We start from the raw sequence: 14,926 nt of genomic DNA, 5'->3' as shown, positions 1-14,926 counted from the left end.
CATCAACTTACTAAGCCCTTCTACAAACCTGACGGAGAGTCAACGATGCCTATCATCAACAGCCAAGTAAAACCGTTCAAAGCTACCGCCTACAAAAACGGCAACTTCGTAGACGTGACTGATGCTGACCTGAAAGGCAAATGGTCTGTCGTCTTCTTCTACCCAGCCGACTTCACCTTCGTCTGCCCAACCGAACTGGAAGACCTGGCTGACAACTACGCCGAATTCCAGAAACTGGGCGTCGAAATCTACAGCGTTTCCACCGACACCCACTTTGCCCACGCTGCCTGGCACAACACCTCGCCAGCCATCGGCAAAATCCAGTACACCATGATCGGCGACCCGACCCTGACCATCTCCCGCAACTTCGACGTGCTGATCGAAGAAGCTGGCCTGGCAGACCGTGGCACCTTCGTGATCAACCCTGAAGGCCAGATCAAAATCGTTGAACTGAACGATGGCGGCGTTGGCCGTGACGCTTCCGAGCTGCTGCGCAAAATCAAGGCGGCCCAGTACGTTGCTGCTCACCCGGGCGAAGTCTGCCCAGCCAAGTGGAAAGAAGGCGAGGCCACCCTGGCTCCGTCCCTGGACCTGGTCGGCAAGATCTAAGTCTGTGAAATGCCAAGGGCGGGTTACCGCACCTAAGTAAGCTGCATCCGCCCTCGAAACGCCCGGGCGAGATTCGCTCGGGCGTTTTTTTGTCTGCAATAAACCGAATTAATAGGAAATCGCCCGTATGTTGGACGCCAATCTTAAAGCTCAGTTGAAGTCATACCTGGAACGGGTCACCCAGCCGATCGAGATCGTCGCCTCCCTCGATGACGGTGCGAAATCCCAGGAAATGCTTGCCCTCTTGCAGGATGTAGCCAGCCTTTCGACGCTGATTACCCTGAAAAGCGATGGCAATGATGCGCGCAAGCCATCGTTCTCCATCAACCGCCCGGGTGCCGATATCAGCCTGCGTTTTGCCGGCATCCCAATGGGCCATGAATTCACTTCGCTGGTGTTGGCGCTGCTGCAAGTCGGCGGCCACCCCTCGAAGGCCAGTGTCGAAGTGATTGAACAGATTCGCGCCCTTAAAGGCGAGTTCAGCTTCGAGACTTACTTCTCGCTGTCGTGCCAGAACTGCCCGGACGTGGTCCAGGCGCTGAACCTGATGGCAGTACTGAACCCGAACATCCGCCACGTCGCCATCGACGGTGCGCTGTTCCAGGCTGAAGTCGATGATCGTCAGATCATGGCCGTGCCCAGCGTTTACTTGAATGGTGTGAACTTCGGCCAGGGCCGCATGGGCCTGGAAGAAATCCTCGCCAAGCTCGACACCAGCGGTATCGAAAAAGCCGCCGAGAAAATCAGCGCCAAAGATGCGTTCGACGTACTTGTCGTCGGCGGTGGCCCAGCGGGTTCGGCAGCGGCTATCTACGCTGCACGTAAAGGCATCCGTACCGGTGTTGCAGCCGAGCGATTCGGCGGGCAGGTGCTGGACACCATGTCGATCGAGAACTTTATCTCGGTACAGGAAACCGAAGGGCCGAAACTCGCCAGCGCCCTGGAGGCCCACGTGCGTCAGTACGACGTGGACATCATGAACCTGCAGCGTGCTACTGCGCTGATCCCGGCGAAAAACAACGGTGAGCTGCACGAAATCCGTTTCGAAAGCGGTGCGACCCTCAAGTCCAAGACCGTGATCCTGGCCACCGGTGCCCGCTGGCGTGAAATGGGTGTACCGGGCGAGCAGGAATACAAGGCCAAAGGCGTGTGCTTCTGCCCGCACTGCGACGGCCCGCTGTTCAAGGGCAAGCGCGTGGCGGTGATCGGCGGCGGTAACTCCGGCGTTGAAGCAGCCATCGACCTGGCCGGTATCGTCAGCCACGTGACCTTGCTTGAGTTTGACAGCAAGTTGCGCGCCGACGCCGTGTTGCAGCGCAAGCTGTACAGCCTGCCGAACGTTGACGTGATTACGAGCGCGCTGACCAGTGAGGTCAAGGGGGATGGCCAGAAAGTTACCGGCCTGGCCTACAAGGATCGCGACAGTGGCGAATTCAAGACTATCGACCTGGAAGGCATCTTTGTACAGATCGGTTTGCTGCCCAACACCGACTGGCTCAAAGGCACTGTGGAGTTGACTCCACGTGGCGAGATCATTGTCGATGCACGTGGTGAGACTTCGCTGCCAGGCGTTTTTGCCGCCGGCGACGTAACGACTGTGCCGTACAAGCAGATCGTGATTGCAGTAGGCGAGGGCGCCAAGGCTTCCCTGAGTGCTTTCGATCACCTGATCCGCACTTCCGCCCCGGCGTAAATTCCGACCCGGAAATGAAAAACCCCATGAGTGATCATGGGGTTTTTTATTGCCGGCGGAACCTTACAGCGGCGTTGGCTGAATGATTTCAACCCAGTACGCATCCGGGTCTTTCACGAAGGCCAGGCTTTTCATGCGGCCGTCACTCAGGCGCTTCTGGAAGTCGCAGCCCAGTTCTTCAAAGCGCGCGCAGGCAGCAACGATGTCCGGCACCGAGATGCAGATATGGCCAAAGCCACGCGGGTCGGTGTTGCCGTTGTGGTAGGCAAAGTCCGCGTCGTTTTCGGTGCCGTGGTTGTGGGTCAGTTCGAGGATGCCCGGGATCGACTTCATCCACTGGGTGCGGGCGGCAGCGTCGGCCGGGATCTGGGCCTTGTCGACCAGGGCCAGGAAGTACAGGCTGAATTCGGCTTCCGGGAAGTCACGTTTTTCAACCAGGGAAAAACCCAGTACGCGGGTGTAGAAATCCAGCGACTTGGTGATGTCCTTGACCCGCAGCATGGTGTGGTTGAATACGAAGTTCGTGGTGGCGGCGTCAGGCTGGGCGGTGACGCCCGGGAAAGTGTTCAGTTCGTGCAGGCTCATGGGCCCTCCAGAGAAAAATGGGGCAAACGTGGCTCCGGTTGGAGCATCCCTTGGCTTGCGGCTGGCATCCGTGCAGCCGGTCCATGATACGCAGCCCTGCCGGTTGCGCCAAATGAAAAAGGTCACGCAACCCTTGCGGCCAGCGGGTGCAGGGGCCCAAACTTTGTCGCTTGAACCTTGAGTGTTTTTCGTAATGACCGGATTTCGCGCACCGTTGTTGAGTACCCTGGGCCTGTTGCTGGGCAGCACCGCTGCATGGGCGGCTGACCCGGAAATTCATTGGCCCAGCGGCTGGCAGGTAGAGGAAGTGGCGCCCGACGACCAGGCCCCGGCGCAACCGTCGGCGGTGTCCCGCCAGCGGGCCATAAAGAATGATGAGAATGGCGCGACCTTGATGGTCATGGAGTTGACGGGCACGCCAATCGAAGCGGGGCATACGGTCAACCTGCAAGGCGTGCTGCTGGAAATGCGCAAATCCATCCAGAAGGACTTTGCCCAGGGTGGTTATCAAAGTGTGTGCACCAAGACGCACCCCACAACATTGAGCCGGCTTGAGGCATTGGAAACTACCTGTGTAATCACCGAGAACGGTCGGCATGTGCTGTCGCAAACGTTGGTGGGGGCTGTCGATACCGATAAGGCCTATGTTTTTTCATACGCAGGCCAGGCCGACGCTTACGAATCAAGCAAGGATGAAGTCAGTTCGGTGCGTGACAGCCTTAAACTTTGAGCGTTGTAGGCATAGGGACAAATAAGTCGATTTGAACAAAGTGAAATGTTTTTTAAAGTTCGTTTTTGAAAGTGCCAGCGTCCTGATTTGTTTCACTATCGATGCCTGTAAACAAAAAAGCCCTGCATGTGCAGGGCTTTTCTTAGTGCGTTTGTACTAGCCGCAAAGCATTAGCCGCGAAGCCAGGAGTCTACTGTGGCTGCGCCGTACTGTTCTTTCCACGCCTTCAGGCCGCGATGGTTGCCGCCCTTGGTTTCGATCAGTTCACCCGTGTGCGGGTTGTGGTAAACCTTGACGACGCGGGCACGGCGCTGTTTGGGTGCGGCAGCGACGGAAGCGCCGGACTTGCCCGGGTTAGGATCCAGGATGGAGATGATGTCGCGCAGGCTTTTGCCGTAGGTCTTCATCAGCCCTTGCAGCTTTTCTTCGAATTCGATTTCTTTCTTCAAACCAGCATCGTTCTTCAGGGATTCCAGCTGGGCAAGCTGCTCTTGAAGGGCTTTTTCTGCTGCGCGAAATTCGGCGAGTCTGGACAAAATCTATACTCCAATAGTGTATTTGGCTGATATCTACTGCAAACAAAGCGATAAGCCAAGAGCCTTAAGGCGACTCAATGAAAGTGGCCTTCCTGCCAATTCAGCACAGGCAGGAAAAATTGTAGTAGTTAATCAGTCATGAGTAAATCATGTCTTTTGTATAAATAACAATATTTCCGTTGAAGTGGCTGGCTATTCAATGGCTGTTCAGGAATCTAATGAACTCGTCGCAAGGTACAGGCTTGCCAAACAGGTAGCCTTGCAAGAAATCAACGCCTTGGGCCGCCAGATAGTCGCATTGTTCTTGTGTTTCGACGCCTTCGGCAACGATGCCCAGGTCCAGCTTGGCAGACAGTTCAATGATGCTGTCGAGTATATGCCGCGAGAGTGCATCAACACCGATCATTGCCACGAAGCTTTGATCTATCTTCAAGTAATCGACATTGAAGTTGCGCAAATAACCCAGGCTGGAGTGGCCGGTGCCAAAGTCGTCGATCGCGATCATTACCCCCATTTCATGCAGCGCCTGGAACAGCTGGCGGGTGATATCCGTGGGCTCGATCAACTCGCGCTCGGTCAACTCAAGGACCAGGATCACCTTGCCCGGCGGGAAGGCAGCGAGGAACTCCCGGCAGTCCTCCACCAGCCCCAGGTCGTGACAATGGCGAGCGGTAATGTTGATGCCCACGTGAAAATTGTCGGCAAACTGCGCGGTGTGGGGCGCCAACTGTGCGGCGGTCTGGCGCATCAGGGCGCGGGTCATCGGTACGATCAGGCCCGAATGTTCGGCCAGGGGAATGAACAGGTCCGGGCGCACCAGGCCTTCCCTGGGATGATTCCAGCGCATCAGCACTTCACAGCCGGCCCACTGCCGGATGTTGTCGCCACGCACCACTGGCTGGTAATAGGGCACAAATTCATTGGCGCCCAGGGCCCGTTGCAGTTCCAGGGTCGGTGCCGATGAGCGCTTTTGCAGCCAGTGGGCGAGGATGCCTGCCAGCACGCCGAAAAACACCACCAGAACGAACAGTGCAGGATACCGCGCCTGCATGTAGCGCCAGGTTTCACCCTCCGGCATCCCGGCTTCCACGCTGTAGGTATACCGTGTGGAGTCGAGATGATGATGCGCGACGGAAAATGTCGGCAGCGCTGTGCTGTGCACCTTGCCATCCGCCGCCAGCCAGTTAGGCCCCACCTGCAACACCAGGTCGGTATATCGGCTGATCAGGCGCAACGCGTTGGTCAAGTGGTAGCCATCAATGGAGGCGAAGGCCCCCCGGTCTCCCTCGGTGAGGCGATACACCAGCAATGCGGTGTCGGGTGTCACCGGGTTGCCTTTCATCAGCCAGAGACGACCGCCGACGTAGTCCTCAGGGTTGACCGGTGACTGGTAGTTGCCACCAAACAACGAGCTGCAATAGATGTTGCGCTGCCAGGACAAGGTGGTGGCGCGCACGAAAGGCCGGCGGGTGACCTGTTCCCGCAGCTTCAGTTGAGTCGGGTTATCACATTCATGGCCGGCCAGTGGCAGCAGGTCCTGGGCGGCGAGGGCGGTGTTGTCGAGCATCAGGTCAAACTGGCGCACGGCCTCCTGGGCGGTTTGCGCGGTGCTGTGCTCGAGGGTGCGCCCGGCTTGCCAATACAGGATAAGCACACCCAGCAAAATGGGCAGCGCGCCACTGAGCAGGGTGATCAGGTGGCGAGTGGAGGCCTTTCGGGGGCCTTTGACGGTCAGTGGCATTTGCGCAGCCTGTAGCGAAAGAGGGCAATAGGACGCTCAAATGCGGTCGGGACAACCTCGGTGGCCTTCCAACAAAGCGTATCGGTATTGGCCATGATAGATGGCGGCAGGCGTCTGTGCATGTTCAATAAAGCTTCAACCGTGTGGCCAGTTGAATAAATGCCAGGGTTGCCGGTGAGGACTGCCGACGGTCCAGTACCGCCAGCCCCACCTGGCGTTTGACGGCAGGCTTGAGCGGTTTGATCAGGTAATCCGCCTGCGTGGATTCAGGCAGCGACAACTCGGCGACAATGGTCACGCCGTCGCCCCGGCGCACGGTGTCCAGGGTGCTGAGCAGCTGTGAGCAGCGGTAACGCACATCCGGCTGCAACCCTGCACCGACGAACAGCCTTGAGACCAGTTCGGCCGAACCGGCCTGGGTCAGGATAAAAGGTTCACCACACAGCGCTTTCAGGCTGACACTTGGCTGCGCGCCCAAGTGATGCCCCAAGGGCAGCAGCGCGACCAGTTGGTCCTCAATCAACGGGAACGTATCGAAGCGCTCTTCAGGCAGCACCACAAACCCAACGTCGACGCGCCGCTCTTCCAGCCACTGCGTCACCTGGCGATCGGGGCCTTCGTCGACATGCACCTCGATGCCCGGATGCTGCTCGCGAAAATGCTGCAGGATCGCGGGCAACAAGCGAATCGATGAGGTCGGCCCGAACGAGCCGATGCGCAGCGTGCCGCGCTTCATCCCGCGGGCATCGGCGGCTTCCTGTTGCAGCGTGTTGGCCAACCCGAGCATGGCCCGGGCGCGCAACAGCAGTTGTTGGCCGATATCGCTGAGTTCGACCTGGGACTGATGACGTCGGATCAACTCCACACCCAGTTCCTGCTCCAGGGATTTGATCGCATGGGACACCGCCGATTGGCTGATGCCCAGGCGATTGGCGGCGCTGGTGAAACCTTGCAGTTCGGCCACCAGGGAAAAGATTTCCAGTTGGGTAAGGGTCATGAGTATTTACTCATTTTACGATGATCGGGGATTAGCCAAACAATAAGCCAATCCCGTGTCTTGTGAGTAGAAATCTGATGAACCCGAGCCCTGACCGTCTGACGTATCTGAAGCTGGCGGCCGTGACCATGATCTGGGGCGGCACCTTCGTTGCCGGGCGCTATCTGGCGGCAGGCCTGGACCCACTGTTGGCGGCGACCGTGCGCTTTGCACTGGCCAGCCTGGCGCTGCTGGCCTTCCTGGGCGCCGCGCGTATTCGCCTGGTGCGTCCGACCACCGCGCAATGGGTGCAATTAATGGTGCTGGGCTTTTTCGGGATATTTTTCTACAACCTGTGTTTTTTCTACGGCCTGCATTACATCAATGCGTCCCGGGCGTCGTTGATCGTGGCGCTGAACCCGGCAGTGATTGGCCTGGTCTCGTGGCTGCTGTTCAAGGAACGCCTGGGCTGCTTCAAGCTGGTGGGGATCGCGCTGTGCCTGGGTGGCGCAGGGCTGGTGATCGTCAGTCGCAACCCGCAGTTGCTGCAGGGCACGGCAGATGCGTGGGTAGGCGACTTGCTGATTTTCGGCTGCGTGGTGGGGTGGGGCGTGTACTCGCTGTTTTCCCGGGGTCTCAACCAGCGCCTGGGGCCATTGCAAACCGTGACCTGGTCGATCCTGCTGGGCACGCTGATGCTGACGATCACCACGCTGGTGGCGGGTCGGCTAACGATGGCAGCATTGGGCCGGATTGATCTGCCCCAACTGATGAGTTTGCTGTACCTGGGCGTGCTGGGTTCGGCACTGGCCTACATCGGCTACTACGATGGCCTGCGCCGCATCGGCGCCACCCGTGCGGGTGTATTTATCGCCCTCAATCCGCTGACGGCAGTGATCTGCGGCGCATTGCTGCTTGGCGAGCAACTGACCGTGCCGATGCTGCTGGGTGGGGCGGTCATCCTGCTGGGCATCTATCTGTGCAACAAACCCCTTGCGCGGGCCAGGGCAATGGGGATTTGATAAGAGTACGGACAAATCTGTTTACGCTGTGTAGAATCGATTTACGCATACAAGAATAAGGACTTGCGCTAACGCAAGCCTCGCCCGTCAGAGACTGATGTAACCATGAAGCTACTCGGGTCCCCCCTCATCTTTGGTGACTTCCTCGCCCGCAGCGTGCGGGGTATCTCCTGTGCGCCACCCGCTGACCTCATCCTTGCTCGCAAATAAACATTTGTTAATTACAAGAATGATGATGAGGCACCGAAAATGGCAGACCTGTACGAAAACCCAATGGGCCTGATGGGCTTTGAGTTCATCGAATTCGCATCGCCAACCCCGGGCACCCTGGAGCCGATCTTCGAGATCATGGGCTTCACCAAGGTCGCGACCCACCGTTCCAAGAACGTACACCTGTACCGGCAGGGCGAGATCAACCTGATCCTCAACAACGAACCCAACAGCATCGCCTCCTACTTTGCGGCCGAGCACGGCCCGTCGGTGTGCGGCATGGCGTTTCGCGTCAAGGACTCGCAACAGGCCTACAACCGGGCCCTGGAACTGGGCGCCCAGCCTATCCATATCGAAACCGGCCCGATGGAGCTGAACCTGCCGGCGATCAAGGGCATTGGCGGCGCGCCGCTGTACCTGATCGACCGCTTTGGTGAAGGCAGCTCGATCTATGACATCGACTTCGTGTACCTCGAAGGTGTCGAGCGCAACCCGGTGGGCGCGGGCCTCAAGGTCATCGACCACTTGACCCACAACGTGTACCGCGGCCGCATGGCCTACTGGGCGAACTTCTACGAGAAGCTGTTCAATTTCCGTGAGGCGCGCTATTTCGACATCAAGGGCGAATACACCGGCCTGACCTCCAAGGCCATGAGCGCCCCGGACGGCATGATCCGCATCCCGCTGAACGAAGAATCGTCCAAGGGTGCCGGGCAGATCGAAGAGTTCCTGATGCAGTTCAACGGCGAGGGCATCCAGCACGTTGCCTTCCTCACCGATGACCTGGTCAAGACCTGGGATGCGTTGAAGAAGATCGGCATGCGCTTCATGACCGCGCCGCCAGACACCTATTATGAGATGCTCGAAGGCCGCCTGCCGAACCACGGCGAGCCGGTGGATCAACTGCAGGCACGGGGCATCCTGCTGGACGGCTCGTCAGTGGCGGGGGACAAGCGCCTGCTGCTGCAGATATTCTCGGAAACCCTGATGGGCCCGGTGTTCTTCGAGTTCATCCAGCGTAAGGGTGACGACGGCTTTGGTGAAGGCAACTTCAAGGCGCTGTTCGAATCCATCGAGCGCGACCAAGTGCGTCGTGGTGTGTTGACCGCTGACTGATCGCCTGGGCGATACACAAAAAAGCCCGACCGGGATTGCACCCGGCCGGGCTTTTTGTTGCCCGGCAGAAACATCGGGACATAGGCGGTTGCTAGCGGCCAGGAACGGAATTCACTGCCAGCGTTACTCAGTGTCATATGCCCAGTTGAGGTTCATGTATGACAGTCATTGCGCACACCGGTAGTCCACCTCCAGGTTTGAATCAGGCAGCAGCCGTCAACGACGAACCGGCCATCAGTCCCTTGGCCCCAACTGTTCCCTCCCCATTAAGTCCTGCCACTGTCGCCCGCGTGACGTTTTCCTCGAACGTGGAATGGAGCAGTGCGCAGGGCGAGCTGACCGCCGCAGGCGTCGAACTGGCCAATGCCGTATTGGCCCCGGGTACCTCATCAACCGTCGGTGCGCAGGTCTGCACGTTCGCGGTGGACGGGATCCAGTCGAGCGACATTCTGGTGGTCAAACGCGTACCCGCCTCTGAAACCGGAACGAATGTCCTGTTGTACATTCCTGACGTGGAGGGCAATTCGTTCTTCGAATTCAATAACCTTGAAGAAATGAACGCCTGGCTCAAAGAGGTCGCCACCGACCCTGACAAGTTGGATGTATTTGCCGGGCATTTTTCCCGCAATGCACCTGCCGATCAGACAAAGCGGGTAAAAGACACGATGACGCGCTTCGCAGCAGGCGATACCAATGCCGTGGTCGGGCCTTTTGGCTACGAAAAGGGCGATATCTTCAATCGCCTGGACAAGCACACAAGCGTCCCGCCGGTACCGGTCAACGGGCTGACGGGGACCTACCTGAAAGTTGAGACCCGTGATGGCCGGGTGACTTTCGCAGGCACACGTCCGGACGGAGAAACCGTACTCTATCAGTACGATGCCTACGGCAACTTCCATGGAGGAGGTAACAAGGGCAACTTCTACTTTGTGAAAAACGGCCTGAACAATGACCAGCCGCTGTCGCCTGTTTCGCGAGAGCAATACTTGAAAACGGTCGTCAGTGTCAGCCTGGATAATGTGGGTGCCAACGATTTATGGGGGCTGTTCGACGAGTTCATCCGCCAACTGAAGAATCCGGGTTCAGGCATTGGGACGGCCTTGATCGCACTGGGCGTGCCTGAGGATGTGGCGCAGTCCATCGAAAAAATCGTCAAAAACCCCGTCACCGGCACCTTGCTTGAACTCAACCATGGCAACCGGCTCGGTAAGCTGTTTGGCGTTGAAAAGGCGCAAATGGACGCCGCACTGACGCAAATAGGCGACGAAATCCAAGGCAGGATTCCGTATTACGGGGCCATCCGAGGGGGGTTGTCGCAAACGGCTGTAATGCTCGAAATGGCAGCAAAAAAAAGCGCTGTCAGGCCTTCTGCTGACGCACCAAATGCTTGAAGCCTTCAAACACCAGCACCATCACCGCGAGCCAGATCGGAAGATACGTCAGCCATTCCCCCGCCTTGATGCTTTCGCCCAACAACAAGGCCACGCCGAGCAGCAGCACCGGTTCTACATAGCTGAGCAGCCCGAACAGGCTGAAGGCCAACAAGCGGCTGGCGACGACGTAGCACACCAGCGCCGACGCACTGATCAAGCCCAGCATCGGGATCAAGGCGTACAAGCCCTTGTGGGCGTCGAGCACGGCAAAACCCTGTTCGCCGCTTTGCACGAACCACAGTGCCACCGGCAACATCAGCGCCATATCGAGCCACAGCCCGCCGAGGTGGTCGGTCTTCAGGCGTTTGCGCAGTACGAAGTAAACCGGGTAGCCGATGATCACTACCAGGGTTGCCCAGGAGAATCCGCCCACCTGATACAACTCGTTCAGCACACCAGCACCGGCGAAGAACACCGCAATCTTTTGCAGGCGTGACAATTGTTCGCCATACACCAGCCGACCGGTCAGCACCATCGTCAATGGCAGCAGGAAATAGCCCAACGATACATCCAGGCTGCGACCGTTGAGCGGCGCCCACATGAACAGCCACAACTGCACCCCCAGCAAGGCCGAAGACACCACGACCCCGCCGATCAGCGCGGGTTTGGCCGCAACCAGCCGAACCAGTTCCCACACCCGTCGCCACTCGCCGCTGACAATCATGAACACGGTCATGCAGGGCACCGTCAACAACATGCGCCAGCCGAAGATCTCCAGGCCGCTCAAGGGCGTAAGCAGCGACGTGAAGTAATACATCACGGCAAACAACACCGAGGCCAAGACCGATAACACAACACCTTTAGACACACTGTCCTCACGAAAGCCGATTGATACAAAAGAAGGGGGGATTTCAGGGAGGGAATATAGTGCTTTTGAGGTGAGATGTTTGCTCTGTTTTGGAGCGGTTTATGGGAGGATTTCTCAGGTCCCCCCATAAAAGGGACTTATGGCCGGGCAACTCGCCCCGACACAAAGTGGCTCACATCATTGAACCCTGGCGTCGACGCATGCCCTGGCGTGACCAGCGAGTCGATGAATGCTTCGTCCTCCGCCGTGATCTTCACCTCCAGCGCGCCGGTGTAGGCATCCCACTGCGCCTCGGTGCGCGGCCCGACAATCGCCGAACTGACCGCCGAGTTGTTCAGGACCCAGGCAATCGCGAACTCGACAATCCCCACGCCACGGCCCTGGGTGTATTGCTGGATCTGCTGGGCGATGCGCAGGGATTCAACGCGCCATTCGGTTTCCAGGATGCGCTTGTCCTGGCGCCCGGCACGGCTGCCGGCTTCAGGCGTTACGTCCGGCGCATATTTGCCGCTGAGCACGCCACGGGCCAGCGGGCTGTAAGGCACCACGCCCAGGCCATATGCGGCGGCGGCGGTGATCTGCTCCACCTCGGCCTGACGGTTGACGATGTTGTACAGCGGCTGGCTGATGATCGGTTTGTCCACCCCGAGGCGCTCGGCCACGCGGATCACTTCGGCGATCCGCCAGCCGCGGTAGTTGGAAAGGCCCCAGTGGCGGATCTTGCCCTCGCGGATCAAGTCGCCAATCGCTGAAATCGTGACTTCCAGTGGCGTGTTGTGGTCTTCGCGGTGCAGGTAATAGATGTCCAGGTAATCGGTGTCGAGGCGCGTCAGGCTGGCTTCCAGCGCATTGAAAATCCGCTTGCGACTCAGGCCGCTGCGGTTCGGCAGGCCATCCGCCGGGCCGATGCCGACCTTCGAGGCCAGCACCCAATCCTGGCGCTGGCGGGCGATGGCTTCGCCGACGATTTCCTCGGAGCGCCCGCCGGTGTAGACGTCGGCGGTGTCGATAAAGTTGATGCCTTGATCCCAGGCCTTGTCGATGATGCGCAGCGAGTCCTCGGTGTTGGTCTGCTCGCCAAACATCATGCTGCCCAGGGTCAGTGCGCTGACCTTCAACCCGGACTGGCCCAGTGTGCGGTAAATCATCGTGAACACCTCAAAAGGGGGAGACAGGCCCTATCCAATACCAGAGAGCAAGGCTCTGGAACAAGCCCCGCGACGGTTATTGCGGTAATAGTTCGGCGCAGCGAAGTTGCAGGAAGCGGTGCAGTACCTTGACCCGCTCCGACACCTGCAACCGATGGGGACACATCAGATTGAACGGGGTCGGTTCGCCTTGCCAATCGGTGAGCAACGGCACCAGGCGCCCGGCCTTGATATCGCGGGCTACATCCAGCCGCGCTTTATAGGCGATGCCGTGACCGGCCAACGCCCAGCGCCGCACGATCTCGCCGTCATCACTCAGGTAGTCGCCGCCGACCTCGACTTCCTGCAGCACCTCGCCCTGGCGAAAGTACCAGGTGTTGTTCGCCCGACCCTGGCGCATATAGCGCAGCGTGCTGTGTTGTGCCAGGTCCTGGGGGAGGCGTGGCGTACCGTGGCGCGCGAGGTAGTCGGGGCTGGCGCACGCCACCCGCGTGTGGTCGGGCACCACCGGCAACGCGACCAGGCTGGAGTCCCGTGGTACGCCGAAACGCAGGGCGATGTCGACGGTTTCGCGGAACAGGTCGGCATTGCTGTCGTTGAGCAGCAACTGAAGGCGCACGTTCGGGTGTTCGAGCTTGAACTCATCCAGCCAGCCCAGCAGCACATTGCGCCCGAAATCCGAGGGCGCGGCCAATTGCAGTAATCCGCTGAGGCTCTGGCCTTGCTGCTTGACCGCCTGTTCGCCTTCCGACAGCGCCTCCAGGGCCACGCGCACACTGTCGAGGTAGCGCCGGCCTTCTTCGGTCAGGCGCATGCTGCGGGTGGAACGCGCCAGCAGCCGGATGCCCAGGCGGGTTTCCAGGCGCTTGAGGGCAATGCTCGCTGCGGCCGGGGTCAGGCTGAGGCTGCGGGCGGCTGCCGACAGGCTGCCGGTGTCGGCGGTGCGTACGAACACTTCAAGGTCGAGGATTGAGCTCATTTGTAAAAATCCTTTAAAGATCTTGTCGTTTTACCGGGATTTTTCAACGATTGCCAAGCTGGGAAGATGAAAGCTCATTTTCTCAGCCAGGTATTTCCCCATGACATCTCCCCTCAACGGCACAACCATCATCGTCATTGGCGGCAGCAGCGGCATTGGTGCCGCGGTGGCCAAGCAGGCCGTGGCACGCGGTGCCCATGTGGTGCTGGCCGGGCGGCGCTTGTCTTCAACCGTGGAGAACGGGGTGCGCAGCGAGCAGGTGGACGTGACCGACGCAGCCTCATTACAGCGCTTGTTCGAAACCGTGGGGCCGTTTGACCATCTGGTCTACACCGCAGGGCCTGCGGTGCAGGCCAAGGCCCTGATCGAGACCGACCTGAACCTGGCGCAAGACAACTTCAACGTGAAGCTCTGGGGTTCGCTGCGGGCGATCCAGTCGGCGCTGCCATTTCTCGCCGAGCGCGGCAGCATCACCCTGACGTCGGGGCAGTTGGGGCGCAAAACGGTTGCGGGGCAATTCATCAAGACCGGCATCAATGCGGCGACCGAAGCGCTGGGCAAGCAACTGGCCAAGGAACTGGCGCCACGGCGGGTCAATGTGGTCAGCCCGGGGGTGATCGACACCGAGGCGTATGCCGGATTGTCCGATGAGCAGCGACTGGCAATGTTTGCCAAGGCGGGCGGGGCGTTGCCGGTGGGGCGCGTGGGGCAGGCCGAAGAAGTGGCTGCCGGGTACGTGTTGGCGATGGAGAACGGGTTTATCACCGGTAGCGTGATTGATGTCGACGGCGGCGGATTACTCTAAAGGCAGCTGAATAAAAAAGGTCCCGCTTTCAGGCGGGACCTGCATTATCAGTAATAGGGCCGTGCTTAATAACGTGGCACCGGAACCGGTTGTGGCGGGTAGTAATAGCCTGGAGGCGGCGCCTGGTAATAGACCGGCGGCGGCTGTTGGATGTACACCGGCTGCGGTTGCACGTAAACCGGTTGCTGCTGCACATAGACCGGAGGCTGGGAGTTGGCGACCACCGAACCCACTACGAGACCGCCGACAACCGCACCCAGCAAAGCCGGGCCACCCCAGCCCCAACCACCGCCATGCCCGTACCCATAACCGTGACCCCAGCCATAGCCATATCCTCCACGGGCTTCTGCTTGCCCTGCGATGGCGAGGGTGGCAATGAGCAACATGGCTACTTTCATTTTTGAGAGTCGACTGATCATGATAAGTCCTCTACGTATGCACCGAACCGGTCTTGATAATATCCCCGGGCATAGGCTTCAGACAGCGGTTTCGGACGGGATGATGGGGTACGAAAGTAAAGGCTGGGTAAAGGTTG

The 14,926-nt window shown here is 59.1% G+C and carries 15 protein-coding genes; 7 read left to right on the top strand and 8 right to left on the bottom strand.

Annotated features, from left to right (window positions below; all coding sequences use genetic code 11):
* The first annotated feature begins 45 nt into the window (after nucleotides 1-45).
* Nucleotides 46-609, top strand: a complete 564-nt coding sequence (ahpC, locus tag HX824_RS05230) for an alkyl hydroperoxide reductase subunit C (protein WP_003173835.1) — start codon at nucleotides 46-48, stop codon at nucleotides 607-609.
* A gap of 127 nt (nucleotides 610-736) precedes the next feature.
* Complete coding sequence (gene ahpF / locus HX824_RS05225) at nucleotides 737-2,302, top strand: alkyl hydroperoxide reductase subunit F (protein WP_003212573.1); 1,566 nt, start codon at nucleotides 737-739, stop codon at nucleotides 2,300-2,302.
* A 63-nt stretch (nucleotides 2,303-2,365) separates the two neighbouring features.
* Here ahpF and gloA read toward each other — a convergent pair whose 3' ends face one another.
* Complete coding sequence (gene gloA / locus HX824_RS05220; protein WP_008432524.1) at nucleotides 2,366-2,887, bottom strand: lactoylglutathione lyase; 522 nt, start codon at nucleotides 2,885-2,887, stop codon at nucleotides 2,366-2,368.
* Nucleotides 2,888-3,080: 193 nt separating this feature from the next.
* Between gloA and HX824_RS05215 the strand changes: the two genes are divergently transcribed.
* Nucleotides 3,081-3,617 (top strand): DUF4946 domain-containing protein, encoded by a 537-nt coding sequence (locus HX824_RS05215; RefSeq protein WP_177054228.1) that lies wholly within the window; start codon nucleotides 3,081-3,083, stop codon nucleotides 3,615-3,617.
* A 170-nt stretch (nucleotides 3,618-3,787) separates the two neighbouring features.
* On the opposite strand, the gene HX824_RS05210 is transcribed toward HX824_RS05215, so the two are convergent.
* The 3 genes from HX824_RS05210 to HX824_RS05200 all read right to left on the bottom strand — a co-directional run bounded on the left by HX824_RS05210 (nucleotide 3,788) and on the right by HX824_RS05200 (nucleotide 6,891).
* Complete coding sequence (locus HX824_RS05210; RefSeq protein ID WP_003212570.1) at nucleotides 3,788-4,153, bottom strand: histone-like nucleoid-structuring protein, MvaT/MvaU family; 366 nt, start codon at nucleotides 4,151-4,153, stop codon at nucleotides 3,788-3,790.
* 196 nt (nucleotides 4,154-4,349) lie between these two features.
* Nucleotides 4,350-5,894, bottom strand: a complete 1,545-nt coding sequence (locus HX824_RS05205; protein ID WP_177054227.1) for an EAL domain-containing protein — start codon at nucleotides 5,892-5,894, stop codon at nucleotides 4,350-4,352.
* Between the two features lie 124 nt (nucleotides 5,895-6,018).
* Nucleotides 6,019-6,891, bottom strand: coding sequence for a LysR family transcriptional regulator (locus HX824_RS05200; RefSeq protein WP_003212568.1), 873 nt, complete (start codon nucleotides 6,889-6,891; stop codon nucleotides 6,019-6,021).
* A gap of 77 nt (nucleotides 6,892-6,968) precedes the next feature.
* Between HX824_RS05200 and HX824_RS05195 the strand changes: the two genes are divergently transcribed.
* The 3 genes from HX824_RS05195 (at nucleotide 6,969) to HX824_RS05185 (ending at nucleotide 10,609) form a co-directional block, all read left to right on the top strand.
* Nucleotides 6,969-7,892, top strand: a complete 924-nt coding sequence (locus HX824_RS05195) for a DMT family transporter (protein WP_177054226.1) — start codon at nucleotides 6,969-6,971, stop codon at nucleotides 7,890-7,892.
* 249 nt (nucleotides 7,893-8,141) lie between these two features.
* A complete protein-coding gene (gene hppD, locus HX824_RS05190) occupies nucleotides 8,142-9,218 on the top strand; it encodes a 4-hydroxyphenylpyruvate dioxygenase (protein WP_003212566.1) in 1,077 nt (358 codons plus the stop codon).
* 158 nt (nucleotides 9,219-9,376) lie between these two features.
* Nucleotides 9,377-10,609 (top strand): dermonecrotic toxin domain-containing protein, encoded by a 1,233-nt coding sequence (locus HX824_RS05185; RefSeq protein ID WP_256346920.1) that lies wholly within the window; start codon nucleotides 9,377-9,379, stop codon nucleotides 10,607-10,609.
* On the opposite strand, the gene rarD is transcribed toward HX824_RS05185, so the two are convergent.
* The 3 genes from rarD to HX824_RS05170 all read right to left on the bottom strand — a co-directional run bounded on the left by rarD (nucleotide 10,578) and on the right by HX824_RS05170 (nucleotide 13,586).
* Entirely contained in the window at nucleotides 10,578-11,459 is an 882-nt protein-coding gene (gene rarD / locus HX824_RS05180; RefSeq protein ID WP_023658818.1) for an EamA family transporter RarD, read from the bottom strand. The genes HX824_RS05185 and rarD overlap by 32 nt on opposite strands.
* Before the next feature lie 137 nt (nucleotides 11,460-11,596).
* On the bottom strand, nucleotides 11,597-12,607 hold the full coding sequence (locus HX824_RS05175) for an aldo/keto reductase (RefSeq protein WP_008432538.1): 1,011 nt from the start codon (nucleotides 12,605-12,607) through the stop codon (nucleotides 11,597-11,599).
* 76 nt (nucleotides 12,608-12,683) lie between these two features.
* A complete protein-coding gene (locus HX824_RS05170; RefSeq protein ID WP_008432540.1) occupies nucleotides 12,684-13,586 on the bottom strand; it encodes a LysR family transcriptional regulator in 903 nt (300 codons plus the stop codon).
* A gap of 100 nt (nucleotides 13,587-13,686) precedes the next feature.
* Between HX824_RS05170 and HX824_RS05165 the strand changes: the two genes are divergently transcribed.
* Entirely contained in the window at nucleotides 13,687-14,391 is a 705-nt protein-coding gene (locus HX824_RS05165) for an SDR family oxidoreductase (protein WP_003212561.1), read from the top strand.
* A 65-nt stretch (nucleotides 14,392-14,456) separates the two neighbouring features.
* On the opposite strand, the gene HX824_RS05160 is transcribed toward HX824_RS05165, so the two are convergent.
* Nucleotides 14,457-14,810 (bottom strand): hypothetical protein, encoded by a 354-nt coding sequence (locus HX824_RS05160; protein WP_023658819.1) that lies wholly within the window; start codon nucleotides 14,808-14,810, stop codon nucleotides 14,457-14,459.
* Nucleotides 14,811-14,926: the final 116 nt, after the last annotated feature.

The organism is Pseudomonas sp. D4002, from assembly GCF_013385665.1.
Taxonomy (GTDB): domain Bacteria; phylum Pseudomonadota; class Gammaproteobacteria; order Pseudomonadales; family Pseudomonadaceae; genus Aquipseudomonas.
This window is presented reverse-complemented; position numbering and strand designations above follow the sequence as displayed.

Excerpts from the sequence above, each read along its gene's own strand:
- ahpC (WP_003173835.1), top strand. The coding sequence starts at position 46 with ATGCCTATCATCAACAGCCAAGTAAAACCGTTCAAAGCTACCGCCTAC.
- ahpF (WP_003212573.1), top strand. The coding sequence starts at position 737 with ATGTTGGACGCCAATCTTAAAGCTCAGTTGAAGTCATACCTGGAACGG.
- gloA (WP_008432524.1), bottom strand. The coding sequence starts at position 2,887 with ATGAGCCTGCACGAACTGAACACTTTCCCGGGCGTCACCGCCCAGCCT.
- HX824_RS05215 (WP_177054228.1), top strand. The coding sequence starts at position 3,081 with ATGACCGGATTTCGCGCACCGTTGTTGAGTACCCTGGGCCTGTTGCTG.
- HX824_RS05205 (WP_177054227.1), bottom strand. The coding sequence starts at position 5,894 with ATGCCACTGACCGTCAAAGGCCCCCGAAAGGCCTCCACTCGCCACCTG.
- HX824_RS05200 (WP_003212568.1), bottom strand. The coding sequence starts at position 6,891 with ATGACCCTTACCCAACTGGAAATCTTTTCCCTGGTGGCCGAACTGCAA.
- HX824_RS05195 (WP_177054226.1), top strand. The coding sequence starts at position 6,969 with ATGAACCCGAGCCCTGACCGTCTGACGTATCTGAAGCTGGCGGCCGTG.
- hppD (WP_003212566.1), top strand. The coding sequence starts at position 8,142 with ATGGCAGACCTGTACGAAAACCCAATGGGCCTGATGGGCTTTGAGTTC.
- HX824_RS05185 (WP_256346920.1), top strand. The coding sequence starts at position 9,377 with ATGACAGTCATTGCGCACACCGGTAGTCCACCTCCAGGTTTGAATCAG.
- HX824_RS05175 (WP_008432538.1), bottom strand. The coding sequence starts at position 12,607 with ATGATTTACCGCACACTGGGCCAGTCCGGGTTGAAGGTCAGCGCACTG.
- HX824_RS05170 (WP_008432540.1), bottom strand. The coding sequence starts at position 13,586 with ATGAGCTCAATCCTCGACCTTGAAGTGTTCGTACGCACCGCCGACACC.
- HX824_RS05165 (WP_003212561.1), top strand. The coding sequence starts at position 13,687 with ATGACATCTCCCCTCAACGGCACAACCATCATCGTCATTGGCGGCAGC.
- HX824_RS05160 (WP_023658819.1), bottom strand. The coding sequence starts at position 14,810 with ATGATCAGTCGACTCTCAAAAATGAAAGTAGCCATGTTGCTCATTGCC.